Genomic DNA, 23,185 nt, shown 5'->3' on the forward strand with positions numbered 1-23,185 from the left:
GCGGCGGACCGGGCTCGGGATTCGGGACCGGTTCCGGGCCCGGGGGGATCGGGGACGGTGAGGGCTCCGGCGGGACCGGGGCCGGAGGCGGCGGGGGTGGTGCGGGCTGCGGTCCCGGCTCCGGTGGGGTCGGCCGGGGCGGGGGCGGCGGAGGCGGGACCGGGGTGGGGTAGGGGTCCGGGGTGGTCATGGGGGCCTCCGGGCGGTCGCGGGGCACGGGCCTTGTGGACTCATCGTCCCTCGGGAACGATCCCGCGTCTGCCCGGCGGCCCCGGGTCGCTCACCCGGCAGGGCGAGCCGTGCGCTCAGAATCGGCCGGGGTGTTCCCGCAGCCACTGCTTCGCGGCCGACAACAGCTCCGGGTCGGCCGGCGGGGCGACCTCGGGGTGGCACTCGGCCCACTTGACGACGTACGGGCACAGCGGGGCCACCGGGACGCCCTCGCGCTCGGCGAGGGCGTACAGCTCCCGGGCGAGCGAGCCGGCGATGCCCATGCCCTCGTGGGCGGGCTCGACGATGGTGTGGACCGGGACCAGGGCGCGCGCCGGCGACTCCAGCACGAAGTACTCGACGTGGCCGACGACCTCGCCCGCGCCGACGGCCTCCAGGCGGCCCGCCGCCCGGTCGTCGCGGATCTCGATCTCGCTCATGGGCTCACACGCTCCTGGTCTCGTCCTGGTCCGGCGGACCCGTCAGGCCGGGCGGGCCTGCGGGCTGCGCTGCTGGTCCGTGCCGGGCACCGGCTCGGACGGGTCGGCACCGAGGGACACGATCCGGTTGCCGCCGTCGACGTGTACCACCCTCGGCCGCAGCTGTCGCGCCTCGGAGTCGGAGACCTGAGCGTAACTGATGATGATCACCAGGTCGCCGGGGTGCACCAGATGGGCGGCGGCTCCGTTGATCCCGATGACCCCGGAACCGCGCTCGCCCTCGATGACGTACGTCTCGAGCCGGGCGCCGTTGGTGATGTCGACGATGTGCACGAGCTCGCCGGGCAGCAGGTCGGCGGCGTCGAGAAGGTCCGCGTCGATGGTGACCGATCCGACGTAGTGCAGGTCGGCCTGGGTGACGGTGGCCCGGTGGATCTTGGACTTGAACAGAGTACGCAGCACTTTGGACTCCTGGAAGACGGCTCCCTGCCTGCTTTGTACAGGTCAAGGGCGGTCTTCACTTTACACTGGCGCGCTTCGGGCTCGACGATTGAGAAGAACGTCACTTCACTCTGACGAGAAGGCTCCCTGCCTTCGCTTCCGAGCGAACCAGACCGTTGTGACGCCGCCGGCACACCACCGGGTCGCTCCCCGGCTCGTCGTTTCCACCGACGGACGCGGGGTGGTCAGCCACGGAGGCTCGCGGCTGCCGGCCCGGCCGATGTCTCCGAGGCCACCGGTCTCACGCACGCCTTCGGCGACGCTCTTCGTCAGCCGCGTCCGCGGGGCACCGGCCACGATCCGGGCCGGATCGCGGTCGATGCGGCGGTGATGCTCGCCGACGATGGCGAGGCGATCGCCGACCTGCCCCTGCTTGGCGACCGGCCGGAGGTGCGCGGCACGGTTGCCTCCGCTCCAACCGCCTGGCGACTGCCGGCCGGCACTGACCCGGCCGCCCTCGGCTCCCCGCGCGCGGCCCGTGCCGCCGCCCGGGAGGCCGCCTGGCCGCGGGCCGGCGAGACCCGCAACGGTCCTCCTGCCGCCCACGCCGGTGGACGCGAACCGCCCGGCCGGAGGTAGTGAGCGGTGACCCATGCGGCGAGTGCCTCCGACCGCACGTCGCCGACGCGGTGCTGCGGGATGGCCTCCGCCCAGCCGCTCGCCGCGTACGCCCGTTCCCGGGCCGCGGTCGGCAGCCGGTTCAGGGCGCCGAGCAGGCCGGACATGGGGAGTTCCAGTGCGGCGGGGAGCTTGCCGAGGGCCGGGACGTCCCGGCCTGCGAGGAATCGCGACAGGGCACGCAGCATGCCGGTGGCCGAGTCGAACGAGGCGACCGCCTTGGCCGCCTTCACCTCGCCGGCCTCTGCTCCTGCGGCCCCGTCCTGTCGCCCGCACCGGTGGCCGCGCCCAGGTGAGCGAGGAAGTCCGTGACGAGCCCGGCCAGCGCGTGCGCCTGCCGGCAGGGGACCATGTGGCCGGAGTTCCCCACCACGGCCAGCCGTCCCGCGGGCAGCAGACCGGTCGCCTCCTCCGCCCACTCCTGGGGAACCATCCGGTCCTGCGCCCCGCGGACCACCAGCGTCGGCATGGCGACATGCGGCAGTTTGTCCTCGATACGGTCGCGCAGTGCCTCGGCGAACGCGCCGACGACGCGGCGTCCGCCCGCGTCACGGTAGTCGGCGAGGTTGAGTGCCGCCATGGAGGGGCGTTCGTGGGGTGCGTTGCGCAGCCAGCGCAGCAGTTGGCGCGGGAAGCTGCGCGCGGCCGGATCGACGGTGGGGCCCACGAGCACCATCCCGGCGATGCGGTCCGGGTGCCGGACGGCGGCGTCCACGGCCACCTGGCAGCCGAAGGACCCGCCGAGGAGCAGCACGTGGTCCAGGCCGACGGCGGTCAGCCACTCCACGAGCAGGTCGGCCAGCGCCCGTAACACCAGCGGGCGGCGGGGTCCGGCGCTGGCGCCGAACCCGGGAAGGTCGACGGTCCACGTGTCGTACCGATGACCGAGGACCTCGGCGAACGGCCGGAACTCCCGGCTGGAGACTCCCGCACCATGGACGCACACCACCGACGGTCCCCGGCCCGCGATCCGCCAGGCCACCATCGGCCGGCCGCCCACCGCCACCGTGATCCGTTGCATGATCGATCCCTACCCGGAAACCGGAACCACGATCAGGACACCACCCCTCGTGTCAGCAGGGAACGGTCCGGCCGGAGCCGACGACAGCACTGGCGGCCGGCTCCACCGCTCCCGGAGTGACAAGGGGTTGGCGCCGCCAGTCGGTCATGGGGATCTCTCCTCAAGCCATCCTTCCAGCCTGCTGTGTTCGGCTATTAGGCGTGACCGCTCGGCGGGCGAGCCGGCCGAGGTGAAGGCGGCGAGGGCACGGCCGGCCGACCACGCCCGGATCAGCAGCACTGTGGGCGGCGCGAGTTCCCTTCGGGTCTGCCGGCGGGCAGCGTCTTCCTCCCGCAGGGCGTGCCCCGTGTCGAAGAACTCGTCGATCAGGCGCTCGGCCGTCGGGTCGCGGTTCATGGAGGTCTTCTTTCACCGGGCATCTCCACCGTGTCGCAGGTTCAGGGCGCGGTGGTAGGGCCGGACGGCCCGTCGAGTCCCAGGAGGCGCGTTGCACGAGGGACAGCGCACGCCTCCCGCGTCACTCGTGAACCGACGCCCGGCCACTGGGGCGAAGCACTTGATCTTGCCTGGTCAGCCCCCGTCCTCCGCGGGGATCAGCGGAAGACGACGGAAGGGCTGTGGGGCCGGCTCGTCGGCGGGCCGTACGTGGCGCCGTCGCCGGGCAGCGGCAGGCCGCTCTCCCCGAACTCGAAGCAGAACGCTTTGCGGGTGTGTGTCAGGCGGAGCATCCGGGCCACGGCATAGGGCACAGAGCGAAGCCGCAGCGCGGCGCCGCGTTCCTTCGCACGACGGCTCGCGGCCAAAAGGGCGCTCATGCCGGTGCAGTCGCAGAACGACACACCCGCCAGGTCGACAACGGTGCTCGGATACGTCGCGACGGCCTGCTGCAGCACGCGGCGCAGTTCCGCGGCGGTGACCATGTCCAGTTCGCCGACCACGGCCAGCGCACAGTGGTCGGGGCCGCTGTACCGGACGGCAACACGGAACGGCTCGGACACAGCGCCTTCTCCCACGCAGACGCCCCTGTGCTTCCAGGGAACGCCCCCGATGACGCGATGTCCACTACTGGCCCGACTGCCGATCCGCCACACCACGGCCCTCAGGCTGGTACGGCAGCTCCGCCGGCCCGAAACGTGACCTGACAGCGCACTGACGGCGTTTGCCGCCGTCCCCGGCGGGCACACGGGAGGGGCGGTACGAGACAGGAATAGTCCGTCCGCGCGGCCCGGGTGCGCTTGGGTGCGGGGTGCGGCTGTCGCGGATTCCCACGGGTGTGCCGCTGACGCGGCCGCTCCGGTCGGCTCCGGGCCGGGTTTCCGGCTGGCTCCGGGCCGGGTTTCCGGCCGGTCCGCCACTGCTGTGAGGAATGCCGGACGCGCCTGGTGCGGAAGGGGGCCTCGAGTGCCCGCTCACAGTATCCTGGACGACTTGTCCCGAGGAACGCAGGCTGCTGCGTCCGGCGCCGGCACACGGGCCGAAGCCCATGCTGGCCACGCTGACCGACACCCCGTTCTCCCACCCCGCCTGGATCTACGAGCGGAAACTCGACGGTGAACGGTGCCTCGGCCTGCGTGACGGGGCAGGAGCCCGGCTGCTCTCCCGAAGCGGTCAGACACTCACCTCGACCTACCCCGAAGCCGCGGACGATCTGGCTCACCAGCCGTTCCCCGACTTCCTGGCCGACGGCGAGGTCGTCGCCTTCGAAGGCAACCGGACCAGCTTCGCCCGGCTCCAGCAGCGCATGGGCGTGACGGATGAGAAGCAGGCGCGGGCCAGCCGGATCGCGATCACGTACTACGTCTTCGACCTGCTGCGCCTGGACGGGCTGGATCTCACCGGCCTGCCGCTGCGCACCCGCAAGGCTCTGCTGCGCCGCGCCCTGACCTACACCTCTCCGCTCCGCTTCACCCCTCACCGCAACAGTTCGGGCGAGGCGTACCTGCGCCAGGCGTGCGAGCGTGGCTGGGAGGGGCTGATCGCCAAACGCGCCGACAGCACGTACGTGTCCCGGCGGTCCACGGACTGGCTGAAGTTCAAATGCGGGAGCCGGCAGGAACTGGTGATCGGCGGCTTCACCGAGCCGCAGGGGCAGCGTGTCGGATTCGGCGCCCTGCTGGTCGGCTCCTACGAAGGCCGACACCTGGTTACGCGGGAAGGGTCGGCACCGGCTACGACGGAAACACCCTGACGCGCCTGCGCGAGCGGCTGAACTCCTTGGAACGAGACGACCAGCCGTTCGCCGGGGACGTACGCGAACGCGGCGCCCACTGGGTCCGGCCGGAAGTCGTCGCCGAGATCGGGTTCACCGAGTGGACCGGCGACGGCAAGCTGCGCCACCCGCGGTATCTCGGCCTGCGAACCGACAAGCCGGCCGCCCACGTGGTCAGGGAACGGCCGGAAGGACGCAAGGGGCGAGCCGGACAGCGACAGAGGTGAGCCGCATGGGCAGTTGGGGAGGCACAGGTGACCGGAGACGACCGCAGGGGGACGGTGCTCGTCGGCCTCGATGAGGCTGCGCACAGCCGGCTCGCCACGGACTGGGCCGCCGGCGAAGCCGAGGTGCGCGCTGCCGAGGACTCATGCGGGCCCGCGCCATCGAACTCCGTCCGAGACGGCGTATGAGGGGCGTGGGCGTCCGTCCCACCACCCGAGCGGGCGCGTGGGGTGCGAGGGCACCGCTCACCCGGGGCTCCCGCTGGGAATCGCGAGCTGACGGCCACGGTAGAAGCCTTCCCGCTCCTCCACGACGTACGGGGCCATGGCGGCACGTCGCTGCGTCTCCGGTTCCGAGGCCCGCCAGGCGTCGCACATCTCCTTGGAGTCCCAGAAGGACACCCCGGTGATCTCCTGTCCGTCCTCGGACCAGTACGCGAAAGCACGGCGCATGCCCCGCGGATGGGTGGCCGGTCGCCACGCCGTCTCGAAGTCATCGAGCGTGCCCGGCCGAATGCGACGCGCGGTCACCCAGACGAAGTTCTCCTCCACCCCAGCCTCCTCCGCTACGTCTGCCCGGCTCGCCGGCGCCCATGCGACCACCGTAAGTCCGCAGCACCGATGGCGCCTGCGCGGCGATCTCAGGTGGCAGCCGACCGCGCTGCGCTCGACGACGGCCACCGCGGCAGACCGGCGATACCGGCCGTGCGCTGCTCGTACGGGGTCGACGCCGCGCTGGGGAACCATCACGTCACGCCGACGGAGACGCACGAGCGGTACGCCGCCCCGGAGTACCGGAACGATGCCGACGACGGAACTCGCGGCGCAGGACAGGACAGGCCGTAGGGACGACCCCGATACACGGTGACAGCCACGCGAGCGGGCAGGCTCACCGTGCGCAGCCGACGTCCAGTACCTCGATCACGTCGCCGTGCACGGAGTAGACGAGCCAGCACCACTCGCCGAACGCAGCTGCCAGGCTCGGCGACCGGGTCTCCGCGTCCTCGGTGACCGCGTCGATGAGCGCGATGATCTCCGCGTGCGTCTCGTCCGGCACGTCGAAGAGCACGTTGGCGGCGGGTTGGATCAGTTCGACTCGCACGACACCCCCGCGGGCGGCAAGCAGGGCACCAGGTGCAGCGGTACACCACCGCCAGGCTCGGTGACCGGACAGAGACCATGGGGAAAGTCCCTCATGACCACCATAAATCCACGGACTGACCCCGAGCGATCGCCGAGGCTCCCCCCTCCTGCAAGGAATGAACGGCGCGTTCCTGCCGACTCGGAAAGCATGGCTCGGTGGCCGCGGGCTCCGCCGTCCGCGACAAGGCGGTGCCTGGATACCCACGCCTGGCCGGGGTACCCGGGCACCGGCGACGAAGGAGGTGTCTGCCGTGGGCGGGACCTTCTCATTCGGCCGCTTGGCGGGCATCCGGATCAGCGTGCACTGGAGCGTCCTGGTCATCTTCGCCCTGATCGTCTTCGGTCTGGCCGAGGGGCGGCTGCCCCAGGCCCACCCGGGCAGCCCGGCCTGGGCCTACTGGCTGACTGGTGTGGCGACGGCGGTGGTGTTCCTGCTGTCGCTGCTGGCCCACGAGATCAGCCACATGCTGGTGGCCCACCGCAGAGGCGTCGGCGGTGACGAGATCACGCTGTGGCTGCTCGGCGGGGCGGCCCGCCTGCACGGCGAAGCACCCACTCCGGCGGCCGAACTGCGCATCGCGGGCGTCGGGCCACTGGTCAGTCTGCTGCTGGGCGGGCTCTTCGTCCTGTTCACCTGGTGGGCCCACGCACTGCACGGCCCGGTACTGGTGGTCGAGGCGATGGCCTGGCTCGCGGGCATCAACATTCTGCTGGCCGTGTTCAACGTACTGCCCGCCGCTCCCCTCGACGGCGGGCGGCTGCTGCGCGCCCTGGTGTGGTGGCGCACCGGCGACCGGCTGCGCGCCACCGAGGCCGCCACCGGCGCCGGACGCGCGCTGGGCTGGATCCTGGTCGCCGTCGGCCTGTACGAGTCCCTCACCAGGGCGTTCGCGGGCGGCCTGTGGCTGCTGCTCATCGGCTGGTTCATGGTCGCCATGGCCACCGTGGAGGGCAGCCAGGCGAAACTCCGCGAACTTCTGCGCTCCGTACCGGTCCGGCAGGCCATGACCCCGGACCCGCTGACCATCCCCGCCGGTACGACCGTCCGGGATTTCCTCAGCAGCCCGCACTGGCGCTACCGGCACTCCGCGTTCCCGGTCACGGATCCGGCAGGGCGTCCGGTGGGCCTGATCGCCGTACGGCGGGCCGCGCAGGTGGAAGAACGCGACTCGACTTCGGTCGAAGCCGTGATGACACCCTTCAACGACGTCCCCACCGCCGCCCCCGACGATCCCCTGGCCCAGCTCCTGCCGGCCTTGGACACCAGCCCCGCCCGCCGCGCCCTGGTGCTGGCGGACGACCGCGTCGTCGGCATCGTCACCAGCTCCGACGTCAGCCGGATCATCACCTGGCTCTCGACCTCGCCCCCGGGCACGGGCCCCGGGACCGGGCCCTGACCACACGTCAGGTCAACGATCGATGCTGGGTCGATCAACGTTTCACCGACATCGTCCGCCCGGCGCGCACACCTGCCTCAGGACATCACCAGCCAGGTCGCGACGCCCACCACGCGAGATCACGGCGAACACACGCCGAGGTCGCGCGCCGGCTTACTTCGGTACGGACCGATGCGATCCGGAGCCCGCCTGCCCTGGGCCCGGCCGCCGCGCCGTGGCAGCCGACGTCTCCTCCCCGATGCGGTGCCTGACCAGGGAGACGAGTGCGCTCAGCGGTTCGGAGACCGACGCACGGGGCGCTGCGGGGCCCGGACCCGGCGGGCCGCCGACGGCAACTCGGCCAGGTCCGCGGCAGTCGCTCCCGGCACTCGTCGAGCGTCGGCGTCGCGGCGGTACGCCGACCGGCGCGCATCACGGTCTCCAGCAGCGGCGTGCCGTCCTCGGGTGACGGCTCGTCGGCGAGAGCGATCACGTCGGCGCAGCCGGGGCGGCGGAAGACCTGCTTCGGGCCGGGCGCCGTCACTTTCGCCGAGGAGAGCTTCATCACCGGGCGGCCGTCGCACTCCACCAGCTTGTAGGCGGAGTCCAGGTAGGGCGCGTCGGCCGAGACTCCGACGCGGGTACCGACGGCGTAGGTGTCGATGGGCGCTGCGGAACGGACCAGGTCGTCGACGGCGTACTCGTCGAGACCGCCGCCGGCGGTGATCCGCACGTCCGGCAGGCCCGCACCGTCGAGGATTGCCCGGGCCCGTGCCGCCAGGGCACCGAGGTCGCCGCTGTCCAGTCGTACGGCCGAGCCGGGCCCGCGGGCCGCGTCGTCGAGGTCCCGCAGGACACGGGCGGCGACGCGGACGCCTTCCTCGGTGTCGTAGGTGTCCACCAGAAGGGTCACCGGGCCGGGATGGGACCGTGCGAAGGCGCGGAACGCCGCTTCCTCGGTGGGGAACGCCTGCACGAAGGAGTGAGCCATCGTGCCGACGGCGGCCATCCCCAGGGTCGTGGCCGCGGCCACGTTGCTGGTCCCGGCGAAGCCGGCCAGCGCGCCGAGGCGGGCGGCCTGGAACCCGGCCTGCGGGCCGTGGGTCCGCCGAAGGGAGAAGTCCACGACCGGATGCCCGGCCGCCGCAAGGACACATCGCGCTGCCTTCGAGGCGATGGCGGTCTGATGGCTGAGCTGGTTGAGCACGTACGTCTCGGCCAGCTGCGCCTGCGGAAGAGGGGCGGCCACCTCCAGCAGCGGCTCTCCCGCGAACACGATCCGTCCCTCCGGTACCGCCCGCACCTCACCGGTGAACTCCAGGCCGAGCAGGGACTGAAGATCCCGTCGCGGCCGGTGCAGCGCGGAGGCGAAGGCATCGACGTCCTCCGGGCCGACGAGGAGATCCGCGAGGTAGTCCAGGGCCGACTCCAGTCCGGCGGCGACCAGGAAACCACGGTCGGGCGGCAGGTCGCGCACGAAGAGGCTGAACGTCGCCGGGCCGGTCATCCCCTCCCGCAGATACGCCATGGCCATCGTCACTTCGTACAGGTCGGTCGTGGTCGCACAGCAGCATCAGTTCCGTCGTCTCGTCGGACACACCGGACCATGCCAGTGGCGGCGTCGACGCTCCGTCGGGTGGGGTTTCGTCCACTGGGCGGTGGTCGGCATCGACCCCCACAGTCAGGGCGTCGAGGCAGGCCGTACCTCGCCGGGCGGGACGGAACGTGTCAACGGCTTCGGCCGACACGGCTGGAGCGGACCCGACCCGCGGCCTGGGGACCGGCCACATCTCTACGTCGTCCACCTGTACGCGCCGGCGGAGCCGTGCGTTCTGCCCGACGCGCCCAGCGCCGAGCAGTGCCATGAAGCCGTGGAGCGGCGTGAACTGGCCGACGTCACGCTCATGGGCCTGTACCAGCACTGACGTGAACGGCAGGACGAGTGCCGGTTGCCCGCATGGGCGCGATTGCCGATGGTCCTCCCGAAGGTTCACGCACGCGTTCCTCCCCCGCCGACATCGCTCATTCCGATTCATCGGGCACGGGGAGAGGCTGCCGCCACGGCGTCGATGTGTCGATGTTCGGCGCGGCCCGGGCGACGTGCCCGGCTGTTGCCTCGGCTTCCTTGTCGTCCGGTGCGGAGACCGCGAGAAGGAGGAAAGGGGCGGGAGGCCGGAGTTCGACGCATACCGCGGGTCTGTCACGTCGCACGGCTGCGAAGTCCCTCCCGGCCTGATGGCTGCGCGTTCCGATGGACAAGGTTCCGGGAACGCAGAGGCCGCGTTCGTGCACACCACGCACGGCCCGCCACCAGTCGGGCTCGACCGTCACCCGGGACACGGCCGCCAGCGGCACACGCACGTCGCGATGACGGGCCGCCGCCTTTTCCCACCACGCCAGATGGATCACGACTTGGTCTTCTGTGACGAGTATCCGCGCCATGGTTGAGCGCCTTTCCTCGATCCTCACTCCCTGGAGCCTGGGGGCCATCGGCCGCTATCCGGCCACAGGGGACGTCGGGGTCCGAACCCCGTCACGGGTTCCCTTCCCCGCGGGGCGGCCGGTCGGCCGTGCGGCCTTGGTGCGGCTGCCCGCTGAGAACGGTTGCGGCGCGGGAGCGTGGCGTGGCTGCAGCGGTTGACGCAGAGGCGGGGGCTGCTCGGCCCAGACGGTCTTGCCGGTGGCTGTGTGCCGGGTGCCCCAGCGTTCGGCGACCTGGCCCACCAGGAACAGGCCGCGACCACCCTCGTCCAGGACCCGGGCCCGGCGCAGGTGCGGGGTCGTACTGCTGGCGTCGGAGACCTCGCAGATCAGGGCGGTGTCGTGGATGAGCCGCAGCTGGATCGGGGGGTGGGCGTGGCGGATGGCGTTGGTGACCAGTTCGCTGACGATCAGTTCGGTGCTGTCGGCGGCGTCCCGGAGTCCCCAGATCGAGAGCTGGCGTGCCGCTCGTCGGCGTGCGGTGGCGACGGCGGCCGGATCGGCGGGGAGATTCCAGGAGGCCACATGGGAGGCGCCCATGATGTGGGTGCGTGCGACGAGCACGGCGGCGTCGTCGTCCGGGGTGCCGGGCAGGAGCGTCTCGACGATACGGTCGCAGGTCGCTTCGGGCGAGGGTGCGGCTCGGGTCAGGGTCTCGAGCAGGGTCCGCTGTCCGGAGTCGATGTCGCGACGGCGGGTCTGGACCAGTCCGTCGGTGTAGAGAACGATCAGGCTGTCTTCGGGCAGCCGGCTGTCGGTGGCTTCGAACGGCAGCCCGCCCACGCCCAGCGGTGGCCCGGGCGCCACGCGGAGGAAGCGCACCCTGCCGTCGGGGGTGACGACGGCCGGGGCGAGGTGGCCGGCGCTGGCCATGGTGCAGTGCCCGGCGATGGGGTCGTAGACGACGTAGAGGCAGGTGGCGCCGACTTCGCCGACCGACTCGATGCCCTCTTCGACCTCTTCGAGGATGAGGTCGTCGAGCTGGGTCAGCAGCTCGTCAGGGGTGAGGTCGACGTCGGCGAGGGTGCGCACCGCCGTGCGCAGCCGGCCCATCGCGGCGGAGGCGTGGATGCCGTGGCCGACGACGTCGCCGACGACCAGGGCCACGCGGGCGCCCGAGAGAGGGATGACGTCGAACCAGTCGCCGCCCACACCGGCCTGGGGATCGGCCGGCAGATAGCGGGTTCCGGTCTCCACGGCCAGCCGGGTCGGCCGGTGGTGCGGGAGCAGGCTGCGTTGCAGGACCAGGTCGGCGCCGTCGGCGTCCTGCGGGAAGTCGGCCTGCAGAAACCACTGGACGTGCTGCTCGGCGTCCGTCAGCGGGCAGGCGCGCAGGTCGGCTTCCACCTGGCGGCCGCCTCGGTCGCGCAGCACGACACGCCCCGTCCACGCCTGCCTCTGTGCGGCCCTCTGCCGGGCGGTTTCAGGGAGGTCGGCGCCCAGAAGATCGGTCGCCGGGCGCCCGACGATCTCACCCGGCGCGTATCCGAGCAGCAGCCTGGCACCATGGCTCCACGCGGTCACGACGCCTTGCGCGTCGACGGCCGCGACGCCTGCGTCCGCCACCTGCGGAGTGACATACGTACGCATCGTTCTCAGTCCCGTATGCGTTCACCGGCGGGTCGGCGCGCGCCGCACACCGCCGTGTCACGACGGCCTTGAGACAACAGTCAACCTTTGTTGAAACGCCGACGGACGGATGTGCATTCCCCTGACGGCGGTCTCGTACGCGTCGGTCACGGCCGTCGCCGGGTTCCCGTCGCTCTCCGTTGACCGGCGCTTTCACTGTCGCGGTCCGGGCCGGCCCTCGGCCCGGAACGGCGACGTGACTCAGCCGGACGTCACCGCCGCCGGCGCGAGGTCACCGTGAACTGGGCGCCGTCGGGATCGCGCAGCACGGCCTCGTGCTCGTCCTCCTCCAGGACGCTGCCGCCGTGCTTCTCCGCGGCACGGGCGCAGGGCTCCACGTCGGCCACGGCGAAGTGGACCTGCCAGTGCGGCCGGACCGAGGGGTCGGGTGGCGTCTCCACCGAGCCCGATTCGATGCGGGCCACGATGTCGCCCCGGCTGCGCAGCAGTACCTCGCCGTCGGCGTACTCCACCTCGCAGGCGCCGGGGAGGCCCGAGGCCCAGTCGAGGATCTCCCCGTAGAAGAAGGCGGCGTCGAAGGCATCGCGCGTATGGAGGGTGATGAACGTCGGCGCGACCTGCCGCCACGCCTCCCACTCGGTGACGAGTTTCCCCTGCCAGATCCCGAAGGTCGCGCCGTGGCGATCGGCGAGCAGAGCCGCCCTTCCGGGCGGGAACGAGATCGGCCCGACCGCCAGGGTGCCGCATCGCTCCTGGGCGCGGGCCACGGCTTCGTCCGCGTCCGTCACGGCGAAGTACGGCGTCCAGGCCACGGCCATGTGCCACATGGCGGCCACCCCCGCGATGCCGGCGACGGGTACCCCGTCCGCCAGCGCGGTCCGGAAATGATCGCCCAGTCTGGCCCTGCGGCACCGCCAGCCCAGTACGGCACCGTAGAAGTCCTGGGTGGCGTCGAGGTCGCGGCTGGTCAGGCTCACCCAGCACGGTGCGCCGAACACCGAACGTGTGAGGACGACGTCCGTCGCGCCAAAGGAGTGTGTCGTGCCGTGGTTCATGGGCATCGCGCCCGGGTCTCGTATACCGGTGGCCGGCTGCTTCGACTCCAGTGTCCACCAGAGTTCCGGTGCCGCACGTCGCGCGCCCTCAACCCATGTGCGAAGACGTGCACGTTCATGCCCGCTCGGTATCCATGCGGGCCTGACCTCTCACGCGGGGATGCCGTCATCCTGCTGGACGGCGGCGCCGCTCAGTCGGCGTAGATCACGCGCCTGGCGTGTCTCGCTGCTCTGTCATGGCGACGCTGAGGACGGTCTGGACGGGCGATCACCGGCGGTTGAGTCGCCCGCTCCGGTGGAGACATCGATATGAGCGAGCGGGAACTGCGTCTCCGGGGAGTACAAGGAGCGGGAGCGTGAAGGCGTCGTGCGCCGCAGCACCCGCCGCACCGGCCGTTTCGAGTACCAGGCCCTCCTGCCTGCCGACGTCAGGTCCGAGGAGGTCAGCGTGACCCTGCACGACGGCGTGCTGACCGTCACCGTGCCCAGGCACAGGCCGCCACACCGCGGCACATCGAGATCACCGAGTCCTGACCCCGCTCGGCATGCGGACACGAAGATGCTGATGCCCCACGTCAGGACCGTCGAGGCAGCACTTCGTGCCTCACCGGTCCGCATGGACCGCTCTACTGCGTGAACCGGCGAACCCGCTCAGCTACCGCCGGCTCGACGACGACGCCTGCGCACTCTGCGTCCTCATGGGGCAACGCAACGCCGCCGACGTGGTGGCACAGGCAGAGAAGCTCCTCGCCCGGACCACGGCCGAAAAAGGGCGACGCCGGGCCGGACACGCACGGACCCTCATCTCCTGACGCCGATGCCGCGACCCGCGGGCGACGGCTCGGTCCGCCTGCGCCAAAGCGCTCAGCCCGTACTCGAGAGCACCGCATCGTCATTTCACGCTGTTGGGCCAGTGGAACGGCCCGCCGCCGCGCCATTCGAACAGCTCGGGGTCGTCGATCGACGTGTCGGCGGGCGGAAGACCCGACCGGTGCAGGAATTCGAGTACGTCGAACAGGCTGTAGGCCGTGCCCACGTGCTCACCACGGATCGTCACCCGCCGTCCGCCGTCCTGTTCGGGTGGGAGCACAACCACCGGAGGGTGCCCGTCCATGACACCAGCATGCGCCGGAAACGGCTCGGCATGCAGAGCTGTACGCCCGGTCGGTACGGCGGACCGGAACTGCGTGCCGAGCCCTCTTCCGATGCCTCGGTGAGGACTCGGTGCTGAAGCAGGCACGCCGCGCCGTGACGGAGGTGCCGTGCTCCGAAACCGGCGTTGCGTTGTGCAGTCGGGCGAACTCCTTGTCCCGTGCCGCCAGTTCCGTCAGTGTCACGTCGTGGTTGAGGAGTGCGGCGTTGATCCCGCAGGAGCAGCAGACGTCCAGCACCGCGGGCCGGCCGGGGCGGCCGTCGTCGCGCGCGGCCCGTCCGGCGGCGGCCTGCTGTCCCGGCTTCCGCTCCCTGGATGCGAACCTGCCGCCGGTCGGCGTATCCGCCGCGTCCAGGCGAGCAGCACCCACTGGAGCCGAAACCGGACGCGGACCGCACGAGTGGGCGATGGCGAGACGCGGGGAGGGTGTTTCACGGCACGGTGGGGAGCGAGGGGCTGGGCCGTTCTGGCCCGATGTCGTACGAGCATCGTCCTGGCCGAAGGAATCATGATGGCCGTAGCCACAGACGCCGTCGGCCTGCTTCCGAACCGGACTCGATCACGGGCGAGTCTCGGCTCGTCCGCCGCTACCGGCGTGGCGCGGAGCCGGAAGCGATCTGCTTCAGCGTGCGCCCGCTGCGTGTGGAACGCGCCCGGGACGGTGTGGGCGCGCCTCGGTCCGACCTGTGCTGATCAGACCGTTTGACCAGCAGCCAGGCCTCCTTGCCACCGTCGTCGCCCGTCCGGAAGCGGGTGAGGGAGTAGCCGCCGTGGAGCTTGGCTCCATCCAGCCGGAAGGAGGCGTGGCCGTGCCTCAACGCCTCCCCCATGGGCGTCTCTCGGCCCTTGCGGTCGGGCAGCGGGTGGTAGGTGCCCTCGTCCCAGATGAGCACGGTGCCCGCGCCGTACTCCCCTTCCGGAATGGTGCCCTCGAAATCCTGGTATTCCAGCGGGTGATCCTCGGTGGGCGTGGCCAGCCGCTTGTCGTGCGGGTCGCTGGAGGGTCCCTTGGGGACCGCCCAGGACTTGAGCACCCCGTCCACCTCGAGCCGGAAGTCGAAGTGCGTCGTGCTGGCATCGTGGAGCTGGATCACGTACCGGGACTCGTCCCGGGCTCGGCTGTCACCGCCTCCGGGTTCCCTGGTCCTGGAGAAGTCGCGCTTGCGGTGGTATTCCGCGAGGGCGTCCTTGGCGTTCATGACCGCCTCCCGGTGATTGCCGTTGCCTGGCGGCGCTCGGCCGACGACCTTCGGTCACAGGACCCGTCCGTGAGCGCGCTGTCCGGGTACCCGGGTGCCCTGTCGGCAGGCGCACACGCCGGCCCGGCTCGTCATGACGCCGCGCACATGCGGGGGCGAAGCGGGTCAGGGCGATCCGCGCGTCGCGTGCGGCTCCGCCCTCCCGCACGATGGCCGTGACCTCGTCGGAGTGGCCGTCGCGACGGGCGTGGTCACCGAGCACCGCGACGACCGGGACGCCGAGGTCCTTGATCTCGCGTGCGACCACCCGAGCCTCCTCGCCGACGGCCGGGCCCCACCAGTGGCGGTGGCCGCCGCACCGTCGCACCGGGCAATTGCCTGGCGCTCGCCCTCCCGGCGGGAACCGCCGGCGCGGCGCCCGCCGACCCGGTGCCGACCGTCTTCTCCGGTGACTCGCTCCACCGGCAGGGGTACCGGTGCACTGAGCGCGAAGGCAGGAATCCGCCGCGCCGGTCACGGAGAGTACGCAATTTCGCTCGCCCGTTTTCCGGGCGAACGGTCCCCTTTCGGTTGACGCGCAACGCCGTCGACCAGTGGTTATCACGAAAGGGGCGCACAGGGGCGCAATTTGGGCTCGTCTACTGCGCTCGTGCGCCACCTATTTCGATTACTCACCGTGAGTATCGCTCGGATACTTCTGTGTACGCAGCGTGACGGCAGCAGGTCGTCGTGCCTTTCCGTGCCATGGAAGACGAGGTAGAGCCATGCCCCTCGACACAGCGACAGCACCGGCGGGCCAGGAGTCGGAGCAGCGGCAGGACCAGCAGAGTCTCAGTACCGCGGCGGCGCGCAATCTCGCCACCACCACCAAGTCCGAACCCCAGATGCAGGGCATCAGCTCCCGCTGGGCGACCCGCATCCTGCCCTGGGTGAACGTGCCCGGCGCGACCTACCGGGTCAACCGCCGCCTCTCCTACACCCTGGGCGATGGCCGGGTGAGTTTCGTGAAGACCGGCTCCAAGGTCCAGGTGGTCCCCGCCGAACTGGGTGAACTGCCCCTGCTGCGCGGCTTCTGCGACAGCGACGCGCTCGGTGCGCTGGCCGACAAGTTCGTGCAGAAGGAGTTCACCGCCGGCCAGGTCATCGTGCAGGAGGGCCGCAAGGCCGACCACGTGTACCTGATCGCGCACGGCAAGGTCGAGAAGCTCGGCGAGGGTCCGTACGGGGACGAGGCCGTGATCGGCCTGATGGCCGACGGGGACGCCTTCGGTGGCCAGGTGCTCGACGGCCGGGGCAAGAAGTGGGAGTTCACGGCGCGTGCCCAGACCGCCACGACGGTCCTCGCGCTGCCGCTGGCCGCGTACAAGGCGGTCGCCGACCGCCACGAGGCGCTGCGCCGGCATGTGCAGCACATCAGCTCCAACGGGCAGCGCAGGCTGAACCGGTCGGGGGAATCGGCGATCGAGCTCAGCTCGGGGCACGTGGGCGAGGAGACGCTGGCGCAGACGTTCGCCGACTATGACCTCCAGCCTCGTGAGTACGAGTTGAGCGTGGCGCAGACGGTGCTGCGGGTGCACAGCCGGGTCGCCGACCTCTACAACGAGCCGATGAACCAGACGCAGCAGCAGTTGCGGCTGACCATCGAGGCGCTGCGGGAGCGGCAGGAGCACGAGCTGATCAACAACGAGGAGTTCGGCCTGCTCAACAACGCCGACTTCGACCAGCGGATCTCCACGTACTCGGGCCCGCCGACCCCGGACGACATGGACGAACTGCTGAGCATGCGGCGCAAGACCCGCTGCTTCCTCGCCCACCCGAAGGCCATCGCCGCGTTCGGCCGGCAGTGCAACCAGCGGGGTCTGTACTTCGGCAGCATCGACCTGAACGGCAACCAGATCCCCGCGTGGCGCGGTGTGCCTCTCCTGCCGTGCGGCAAGATCCCGATCAGCGACCAGGGCACGACGTCGATCATCGCCATGCGCACCGGCGAGGACGACCAGGGGGTCATCGGCCTGTATCAGACCGGCATCCCGGACGAGGTCGAGCCCGGCCTGAACGTCCGCTTCATGGGCATCAACGAGCAGGCGGTCATCTCCTACCTGGTCAGCACCTACTACTCGGCGGCCGTCCTGGTGCCCGACGCCCTCGGTGTCCTGGAGAACGTCGAGATCGCCCGTACGAACGGGAGCTGACGACGGTGTCGTTGATCTCCCGGGTCACGGCACCCGCCGCGACCCACGACACGGCGGGCCTCGTACGGGCCCTGCTGTCGACCGGGCCGTCGCCGACCCGCCCTGTGGCCGCCGGGCCCACGCCCCCCGAGCCGCGACCGCCCTCGGGCCCCACCGGGCTCGGCACGTCGGCAGCGCGCGTCCTCACCAAAGCCGCGGCCACCCCGCGCTGCTCCCGGACCGGCGGCTTCGCCTCCCCCACGGGCGGGCTCCCGCTGCCGACTCCGGCGATCGTGCCTCAGCCGCCGGCGGTGCGGCCGCCGGCGGCCGCACCGCCGCCCTCGGCCGTGTTGCCCACCGGCTCCACCAGCCTCGGCACACCGGCGGGGGCTCCCCGCACCGCCCCCGCCCACGAGACGCGCCCGCAGGCGGCACCGGCATCCGATCTCGGCCGCCGACTGCACTGTCCGCCCGCCGTGCGCGACGACCCCGCGCTGGGCGAGACCGTCACCGAGCGCCTGGTCGAATGGGCCGAGGAGATCGGGATCTACCCGGGCCAGCTGGACAAGATCCGCACGGCCGACTTCGGCCGGCTGATGATGCTGGCCCACCCCGAGTCCGACGACCCGGACCGGTTGCTGGCGGCGGCCAAGTGCGCGCTGGCGGAATGGTCCGTGGACGACCACTACGTGGACGGCGAGGTCGAAGAGGCACGGCCCGAGCAGCTCGGACAGCGGCTCGCCGTCGCCCACTCGGTGATCGACCAGGCGAACCTCCCGCTCGCCTACGCCCCCCAGCTCGAAGAGGTCGTCACGGCGGACCCGGTCATGCGGGCCCTGCGCGACAGCCTGCGCAACCTCCACACGTACGCGACGACGTCACAGGTGCGCCGGCTCCGCCACGAGCTGGGCATCATGTTCGTCGCCTACAACCAGGAGGGCTACTGGCAGGCGGCCGGCCACCGCCCGCCGGTGTGGGAGTACCTGATGCACCGGCACGAGAACAGCTTCATCCCGTGCATGGTGCTCGTCGACGCGATCGCCGGTTACGAGATCCCCTACGGCGAGTTCGCCGACCCCCGGGTTCGGCGCGCGTTCACCCTGGCCGGCACCGCCACCGTGATCGTCAACGACCTCTACTCCATGGCCAAGGAGAAGGGCCCCACCGACTTCAGCCTGCCCCGGCTGATCGCCACCGAGGACGGCTGCTCACCGGAAGAGGCCGTCGACCGCACCGTCGGCATCCACAACGAGCTGATGCTCACGTTCGAGGCCGAGGCGGCCGCGCTCGCGGCGACCGGCTCCCCGGAACTGCGCCGCTTCCTGGCCTCCACCTGGGCCTGGGTCGGCGGCAGCCGCGAGTGGCATGCCAGCAGCGGCCGCTATCACAGCGCCGCGGACGCCGCCTGACCCCGCGACCACCCCACGCATGCTCCACCCCAGCTCAGAGTAAGGACCCCCATGTCCAAGATCTCCACCCAGATGGAAAGCATCGCCATGGGCGATGTCCTGCGCACCGACTATCAGAAGTCGGTCGCGGAGTACTGGAACAAGGAGAAGGACCCGGTCAACATCAAGCTCGGCGAGGTCGACGGCCTCTACCACCACCACTACGGGCTCGGCGACTGGGACCCCTCCATCCTCGCCGGCCCGTCCGAGAACCGCGACCAGCGCATCATCGAGGAACTGCACCGCCTGGAGACCGCACAGGCCGAAGTGCTCCTCGACCACCTCGGCGACCTCACCCCCGACGACCGCCTCCTGGACGCCGGTTCCGGCCGCGGCGGCACCAGCTTCATGGCCAACGGCCGCTTCGGCTGCCACGTGGACGGCGTCAGCATCTCCGAGCAGCAGGTCGCCTTCGCCAACGAGCAGGCCAGGAAGCGCGGTGTGAGCGACAAGGTCGGCTTTCACTTCCGCAACATGCTCGACACCCGCCTGGAGACCGGATCGCGCCGCGCGATCTGGACCAACGAAACAACGATGTACGTCGATCTCTTCGAACTCTTCGCCGAGTTCTCGCGCCTGCTGGAGTACGGCGGGCGCTACGTCTGCATCACCGGCTGCTCCAACGACGTCACCGGCATGCGCTCCAAGGCCGTCAGCAGGATCGACGAGCACTACACCTGCAACATCCACCCGCGCAGCGACTACTTCAAGGCACTCGCCGCGAACAACCTCGTCCCGATCCAGGTCGTGGATCTGACCCCGGACACGATCCCGTACTGGGAACTGCGCGCCAAGTCGTCCGTGGCCACCGGCATCGAGGACCCGTTCCTGACCGCCTACAAGGAAGGCAGCTTCCACTACCTCCTCATCGCGGCCGACCGGATCTGACCCGGCTCAGGTCGCCCTCCGGGGTGTCGTACGCGCGGGGCTCGGGCGGCGCGCGTACGACCCCGCTGTGCGGCACACGAGCCGGATCGGGAGCCTGCACACGCGCTCCCGGGGGCTTCCCGAGCCCCGTGTCGCGCCCGTCGACAGCCCCGTTGACCAGTATGCAGCCCTGGCCCAGTGACACGTGGGAGACGACATGAGAGCAGATCGCCCTTGGGGCAAGGCCGTTGTCATCGGCGGCAGCTACGCGGGGCTGGTGACCGCCCGGGTACTGGCCGACTTCTTCAGCGAGGTCGTCCTCGTGGAACGGGACGCCGTCGACGAGGGATCCGGCGCTCACCCGGGCGCCCCGCAGGGCTACCACGCGCACGCGATGCTGGCCAGGGGCGGGCAGATCCTGGAGCGGCTGTTCCCAGGACTGCGCGAGGAGCTGCGAGAAGCCGGAGCACCGGTGTTCGACTACGGAGAGGGCATCGACTTCCTGCTGCCCGTCGGACTCGCGCCACGGCAGCGAACGGGCGTGGCCATCCAGACCTTCACCCGCGACGAACTGGAACGCCGCCTGCGACGCAAGGTACTCGCACTTCCCCAGGTCACGCTGGTGCCGTCCACCCAGTGCACGGGCCTGACCCAGGACTTCGCAGGCCGCGTGAACGGCGTGACGTGCCACGCGCAGAGCGAGGAGCCCTTCCATCTGGCCGCCGATCTCGTCATCGACGCCTCGGGGCGGTCCAGTTCCCTGACGGACTGGCTGGACGCGATCGAGATCAGCGTGCCGCCCAAACGCACCGTGAAGGCCAAAGTCACCTACACGTCGATGAACTTCGACCGGCCGGAGGCGGGCGACCCCGACCACCCCGACTTCTACATCGCCTACCAGATGCTGTTCGCTCCCAGCGTGCACCGGGCCGGGGTCATGCTCGCCGTGGAACGCAACCGATGGACCTGCTCGCTCTTCGGATTCCAGGACCAGCCTCCGACCGACGACGAGGGCTACCTGGCGTTCGCGGAGGGCCTGGACAACCCACGCCTGGCCGAGCACATCGCCCGGCGCACCGTCCAGGAACCGACTCGCCGCTACACCAACGCCGACAACCAGTGGCGGCCCTACCACGCGGTCAAGGACTGGCCGGACCGCCTCCTGGCCGTCGGCGACGCCGTCTGCGTCTTCAACCCCGTCTACGGCCAGGGCCTGACTGTCGCCGCGATGGAGGCGGAGCTGCTGCAGAGCATGCTCGAGCGGCGCAGCGCCGCCGGGCGCCTGGACGGCCTCGCCGGCGGATTCCAGAAGAAGGTGGGCCGCCTGCTGCTGGGCCCGTGGACGCTGTCCACCAACTCGGACCTGATGTGGAGCCCGAAGGGCCAGCCACTCGCCGCGCGCTTCGCCCACTGGTACAACACACGTCTCTTCCACGTCGCGGTGAAGGACGCGGCCGTATGGACCAGGTTCGTACGCGTGGTGAACATGGTGGCCTCACCGGCCCTGCTGTTCCACCCCCTGGTGGCCCTGAAGGTCCTGACGGCCGCGTCCCGGCGCACCTGACGCGCCCGAAACGCTGCAGGGTGGTCACCCCTTGCGGTGGTGGCCGCCCTGCGGCGTCTGTGCTACTCCTCGTCGAGGAGGGCGGCGAACCGCGCCAGCGGGTTCCCGGTGAACGGGCGCAGGGCGGGTGCGAGGAGGCGTGCGCCGGGGAAGCGCAGGCCGCCGAGGAAGGCGAGGCGGGTCGTACGGTCGGTCTCGGGGCGAGCCGCCATTCCGCCGAGGACGAGGCGGCTCTGCATCAGGCACCAGCCGGGAGCGAGGTCGATGGCGAAGGTCGCACGGAGCCGGGTGTGCCCGTGGATCCGGGCCTGGAGCGGAGCACCGGTCGACTCGGGGGTGAGGAGACGGACCGTGCGGACGTCGGGGATCCAGAGCGGCATCGTGCGTTCCAGGTCCTGGGCGAGCGACCAGACCCGCTCGAACGGTGCGTCGAGAACGGCCTCGCCGATCCGCGCCGCTCCGGGGGTGGTCGCGGCGATCACGTGCAGGCGGCGGACCGGGTCGAAGTCGGCGACGGGCCACTGCGGCATCGGGGTCTCGGTCACTGCTGCCACGCCTTTCGGAAGCTGAGTCGGGCCCGGGAGAGCCGGGACTTGACCGTCCCGGGCGCGACCGCGAGCAGTGCCGCGGTCTGCCGTTCGTCCAGCCCTTCCAGGTCACGCAGGAGCAGCACGGCGCGGTGCTCCGGGGAGAGCCGGGACAGCACGTCGCGGATGTCCGCGGCGAGTTGGGGGTCGCCGGGCGCGGGGAGTTCGCCGAGCTCGGCCGGCTGCGAGCGCGCCGAGCGGGTGGCGTACCGCACCGCCTCCCGCACCGCGATGGCCCGGACCCAGCCGAACAGTGCGTCGGGACACTGCAGTTGGTGCAGCTTGCGGAAGACCGCGATGAGCGCCTCCTGGGTCGCGTCCGCGCCGTCGTCCAGCGCGATCGGGCCACAGAGCCGGCGGACGTACGGGGTGATCAGGTCCAGCAGCCGGCCGACCGCGAGTTGGTCGCCGCCCTGGGCGGCCCGGACCAGCTCGGCAAGGCCGGGCGGGGGCTCCTGCATGACGCTCTCTCCGTCGATCGGTGACAGGGGTCCGTGGATGGAGGCCCCGGGACGGCGAAAGGTTCCCTGCGATGTCCGCCCGGCCGCAGTGTTCCTCGTCACAGGAACGGATCGGCGGGCAGGGTGCTCCTCCGGGTGTCCAAGGGTCCTGACACTCCATGAGGTGACGACATGAGACCGGTGAAGCCGGCGAACACCCGCACAAGGGCCACCGCGATCGGCGCGGTGCTGGCGGTGGACGGTCTGATCCACCTGTACTGGGCCACCGGGCGGACCTGGCCGGTGCACAGCACCACCCGGCTCTCGCAGCTGGTGCTCAACACCCACGTGCCGTTCACCCCGCAAGGGCTGGTCCCTCTCGCGGGACTGCTGTTCTCGGGCGCGACGCTGGTGCTGGTCCGCGGCGGGCGGCTGCCGGCTCTGGCCCGCCGGCTGCCCGCCGTGCTGCCGCGCTGGGGAAGCCGGGCGGTGGCCGCCGGACTGCTGGCCCGCGGCGCGGTCGGACTGGTCTGGGTGACGGGGGCCTGGGCGGACCCGGGCGACACGTTCTACCGGCTCAACCTGCTGCTCTACACCCCCCTGTGTCTGCTGCTGGGCCGGGCGGCCTGGCAGGTGTCAGCGGCGGGCGCGCAGGCTGGTGAGGTGAGGCGGGCACGGCCCCTGCGGGCCTGAGCGTCCGCCGGCGGAACCGCCGCTGCTCGGGAAGGCGGCCCCGGCTTCCCGCGTTGTGGCGTGAGGGGCCGAAGCGCGGACGGGTGGGGCAGGGGTATCCCCGTGTCCTGATCCAACCCTGCCGCGTACGGTCACACTCAGCCGCCGGTGGCATGGCTACCCCGTCGTCGGCCGGGGAAGGACCGATTCCCGTAC

Annotated in this window: 25 protein-coding genes and 4 pseudogenes; 11 read left to right on the plus strand and 18 right to left on the minus strand. The window is 71.3% G+C overall.

Going from position 1 to position 23,185, the window contains the following annotated elements; translation table 11 throughout:
• Positions 1-305: 305 nt before the first annotated feature.
• The 6 genes from BIV23_RS29525 to BIV23_RS29550 form a co-directional block, all read right to left on the minus strand.
• Positions 306-650 (minus strand): GNAT family N-acetyltransferase, encoded by a 345-nt coding sequence (locus tag BIV23_RS29525; protein ID WP_071384040.1) that lies wholly within the window; start codon positions 648-650, stop codon positions 306-308.
• A 42-nt stretch (positions 651-692) separates the two neighbouring features.
• Positions 693-1,112 carry an aspartate 1-decarboxylase gene (gene panD, locus BIV23_RS29530; RefSeq protein WP_071384041.1) on the minus strand — a complete coding sequence of 140 codons (420 nt, stop codon included), beginning with the start codon at positions 1,110-1,112 and terminating at the stop codon, positions 693-695.
• Positions 1,113-1,420: 308 nt separating this feature from the next.
• A complete protein-coding gene (locus tag BIV23_RS29535; protein WP_071384042.1) occupies positions 1,421-2,002 on the minus strand; it encodes a hypothetical protein in 582 nt (193 codons plus the stop codon).
• Entirely contained in the window at positions 1,999-2,790 is a 792-nt protein-coding gene (locus BIV23_RS29540) for an alpha/beta fold hydrolase (RefSeq protein ID WP_071384043.1), read from the minus strand. Before BIV23_RS29540 ends, BIV23_RS29535 begins: the two co-directional genes overlap by 4 nt.
• A gap of 144 nt (positions 2,791-2,934) precedes the next feature.
• The gene (locus BIV23_RS29545) at positions 2,935-3,186 is read right to left on the minus strand and encodes a hypothetical protein (RefSeq protein WP_071384044.1); all 252 of its coding nucleotides are present in this window, start codon (positions 3,184-3,186) and stop codon (positions 2,935-2,937) included.
• A gap of 197 nt (positions 3,187-3,383) precedes the next feature.
• The gene (locus BIV23_RS29550) at positions 3,384-3,788 is read right to left on the minus strand and encodes an STAS domain-containing protein (protein WP_071384045.1); all 405 of its coding nucleotides are present in this window, start codon (positions 3,786-3,788) and stop codon (positions 3,384-3,386) included.
• Between the two features lie 485 nt (positions 3,789-4,273).
• On the opposite strand from BIV23_RS29550, the gene BIV23_RS29555 reads away from it, so the two are divergent.
• A complete protein-coding gene (locus BIV23_RS29555; RefSeq protein ID WP_245790697.1) occupies positions 4,274-4,978 on the plus strand; it encodes an ATP-dependent DNA ligase in 705 nt (234 codons plus the stop codon).
• Between the two features lie 17 nt (positions 4,979-4,995).
• A complete protein-coding gene (locus tag BIV23_RS52320; RefSeq protein WP_245790701.1) occupies positions 4,996-5,226 on the plus strand; it encodes an ATP dependent DNA ligase in 231 nt (76 codons plus the stop codon).
• 243 nt (positions 5,227-5,469) lie between these two features.
• On the opposite strand, the gene BIV23_RS29560 is transcribed toward BIV23_RS52320, so the two are convergent.
• The gene (locus tag BIV23_RS29560) at positions 5,470-5,775 is read right to left on the minus strand and encodes a hypothetical protein (protein ID WP_071384046.1); all 306 of its coding nucleotides are present in this window, start codon (positions 5,773-5,775) and stop codon (positions 5,470-5,472) included.
• Positions 5,776-6,112: 337 nt separating this feature from the next.
• On the minus strand, positions 6,113-6,325 hold the full coding sequence (locus tag BIV23_RS29570; RefSeq protein WP_071384048.1) for a hypothetical protein: 213 nt from the start codon (positions 6,323-6,325) through the stop codon (positions 6,113-6,115).
• A gap of 292 nt (positions 6,326-6,617) precedes the next feature.
• On the opposite strand from BIV23_RS29570, the gene BIV23_RS29575 reads away from it, so the two are divergent.
• Complete coding sequence (locus BIV23_RS29575; protein ID WP_071384049.1) at positions 6,618-7,763, plus strand: site-2 protease family protein; 1,146 nt, start codon at positions 6,618-6,620, stop codon at positions 7,761-7,763.
• Between the two features lie 153 nt (positions 7,764-7,916).
• On the opposite strand, the pseudogene BIV23_RS29580 reads toward BIV23_RS29575, so the two are convergent.
• Positions 7,917-9,276: pseudogene (locus BIV23_RS29580) on the minus strand (nicotinate phosphoribosyltransferase).
• Here BIV23_RS29580 and BIV23_RS29585 point away from each other — a divergent pair.
• Positions 9,269-9,667 (plus strand): YbhB/YbcL family Raf kinase inhibitor-like protein, encoded by a 399-nt coding sequence (locus BIV23_RS29585; RefSeq protein ID WP_245790698.1) that lies wholly within the window; start codon positions 9,269-9,271, stop codon positions 9,665-9,667. The pseudogene BIV23_RS29580 and the gene BIV23_RS29585 sit on opposite strands and share 8 nt — an antisense overlap.
• 97 nt (positions 9,668-9,764) lie before the next feature.
• Here the strand turns inward: BIV23_RS29585 and BIV23_RS49780 are convergent, their stop codons facing one another.
• From BIV23_RS49780 to BIV23_RS29595, 4 genes and pseudogenes are all read right to left on the minus strand, one after another.
• Positions 9,765-10,184 (minus strand): hypothetical protein, encoded by a 420-nt coding sequence (locus BIV23_RS49780; protein WP_143079138.1) that lies wholly within the window; start codon positions 10,182-10,184, stop codon positions 9,765-9,767.
• A 204-nt stretch (positions 10,185-10,388) separates the two neighbouring features.
• A pseudogene (locus BIV23_RS29590) lies at positions 10,389-11,471 on the minus strand (SpoIIE family protein phosphatase); the annotation flags it as partial.
• 45 nt (positions 11,472-11,516) lie between these two features.
• Positions 11,517-11,813 (minus strand): annotated as a pseudogene (locus BIV23_RS52330) (PAS domain-containing protein); the annotation flags it as partial.
• Between the two features lie 251 nt (positions 11,814-12,064).
• Positions 12,065-12,868, minus strand: a complete 804-nt coding sequence (locus tag BIV23_RS29595; RefSeq protein WP_071384091.1) for a VOC family protein — start codon at positions 12,866-12,868, stop codon at positions 12,065-12,067.
• A gap of 367 nt (positions 12,869-13,235) precedes the next feature.
• Between BIV23_RS29595 and BIV23_RS53640 the strand changes: the two genes are divergently transcribed.
• A complete protein-coding gene (locus BIV23_RS53640; protein ID WP_342746388.1) occupies positions 13,236-13,505 on the plus strand; it encodes an Hsp20/alpha crystallin family protein in 270 nt (89 codons plus the stop codon).
• A complete protein-coding gene (locus BIV23_RS47060) occupies positions 13,468-13,680 on the plus strand; it encodes a DUF5133 domain-containing protein (protein WP_079173474.1) in 213 nt (70 codons plus the stop codon). The genes BIV23_RS53640 and BIV23_RS47060 overlap by 38 nt, the downstream gene beginning before the upstream one ends.
• An 80-nt stretch (positions 13,681-13,760) precedes the next feature.
• Here the strand turns inward: BIV23_RS47060 and BIV23_RS54075 are convergent, their stop codons facing one another.
• The 3 genes and pseudogenes from BIV23_RS54075 to BIV23_RS52335 all read right to left on the minus strand — a co-directional run.
• Positions 13,761-13,904 (minus strand): hypothetical protein, encoded by a 144-nt coding sequence (locus BIV23_RS54075; protein ID WP_425443540.1) that lies wholly within the window; start codon positions 13,902-13,904, stop codon positions 13,761-13,763.
• 704 nt (positions 13,905-14,608) lie between these two features.
• Positions 14,609-15,220, minus strand: coding sequence for a DNA polymerase ligase N-terminal domain-containing protein (locus tag BIV23_RS29610; RefSeq protein ID WP_071384053.1), 612 nt, complete (start codon positions 15,218-15,220; stop codon positions 14,609-14,611).
• A 190-nt stretch (positions 15,221-15,410) separates the two neighbouring features.
• Positions 15,411-15,539: pseudogene (locus tag BIV23_RS52335) on the minus strand (metallophosphoesterase); the annotation flags it as partial.
• A 445-nt stretch (positions 15,540-15,984) separates the two neighbouring features.
• Between BIV23_RS52335 and BIV23_RS29615 the strand changes: the two are divergent.
• From BIV23_RS29615 to BIV23_RS29630, 4 genes are all read left to right on the plus strand, one after another.
• Entirely contained in the window at positions 15,985-17,412 is a 1,428-nt protein-coding gene (locus tag BIV23_RS29615) for a family 2B encapsulin nanocompartment shell protein (protein WP_071384054.1), read from the plus strand.
• 5 nt (positions 17,413-17,417) lie between these two features.
• Positions 17,418-18,800 carry a family 2 encapsulin nanocompartment cargo protein terpene cyclase gene (locus BIV23_RS29620; protein ID WP_071384055.1) on the plus strand — a complete coding sequence of 461 codons (1,383 nt, stop codon included), beginning with the start codon at positions 17,418-17,420 and terminating at the stop codon, positions 18,798-18,800.
• A gap of 51 nt (positions 18,801-18,851) precedes the next feature.
• A complete protein-coding gene (locus tag BIV23_RS29625) occupies positions 18,852-19,727 on the plus strand; it encodes a geranyl diphosphate 2-C-methyltransferase (protein ID WP_245790699.1) in 876 nt (291 codons plus the stop codon).
• Between the two features lie 196 nt (positions 19,728-19,923).
• Positions 19,924-21,270: an FAD-dependent oxidoreductase gene (locus tag BIV23_RS29630; protein WP_071384056.1), complete on the plus strand. Its 1,347-nt coding sequence runs from the start codon at positions 19,924-19,926 to the stop codon at positions 21,268-21,270.
• A 62-nt stretch (positions 21,271-21,332) separates the two neighbouring features.
• Here the strand turns inward: BIV23_RS29630 and BIV23_RS29635 are convergent, their stop codons facing one another.
• Both BIV23_RS29635 and BIV23_RS29640 read right to left on the minus strand, forming a co-directional pair.
• On the minus strand, positions 21,333-21,815 hold the full coding sequence (locus BIV23_RS29635) for an SRPBCC family protein (protein WP_143079140.1): 483 nt from the start codon (positions 21,813-21,815) through the stop codon (positions 21,333-21,335).
• Entirely contained in the window at positions 21,812-22,318 is a 507-nt protein-coding gene (locus tag BIV23_RS29640; RefSeq protein ID WP_071384058.1) for an RNA polymerase sigma factor, read from the minus strand. The genes BIV23_RS29635 and BIV23_RS29640 overlap by 4 nt, the downstream gene beginning before the upstream one ends.
• A 171-nt stretch (positions 22,319-22,489) precedes the next feature.
• On the opposite strand from BIV23_RS29640, the gene BIV23_RS29645 reads away from it, so the two are divergent.
• A complete protein-coding gene (locus BIV23_RS29645; RefSeq protein ID WP_071384059.1) occupies positions 22,490-22,990 on the plus strand; it encodes a DUF3995 domain-containing protein in 501 nt (166 codons plus the stop codon).
• The last annotated feature ends 195 nt before the right edge of the window (positions 22,991-23,185 follow it).

The sequence above is a fragment of the Streptomyces monashensis genome, assembly GCF_001866665.1.
GTDB classification, from domain to species: domain Bacteria; phylum Actinomycetota; class Actinomycetes; order Streptomycetales; family Streptomycetaceae; genus Streptomyces; species Streptomyces monashensis.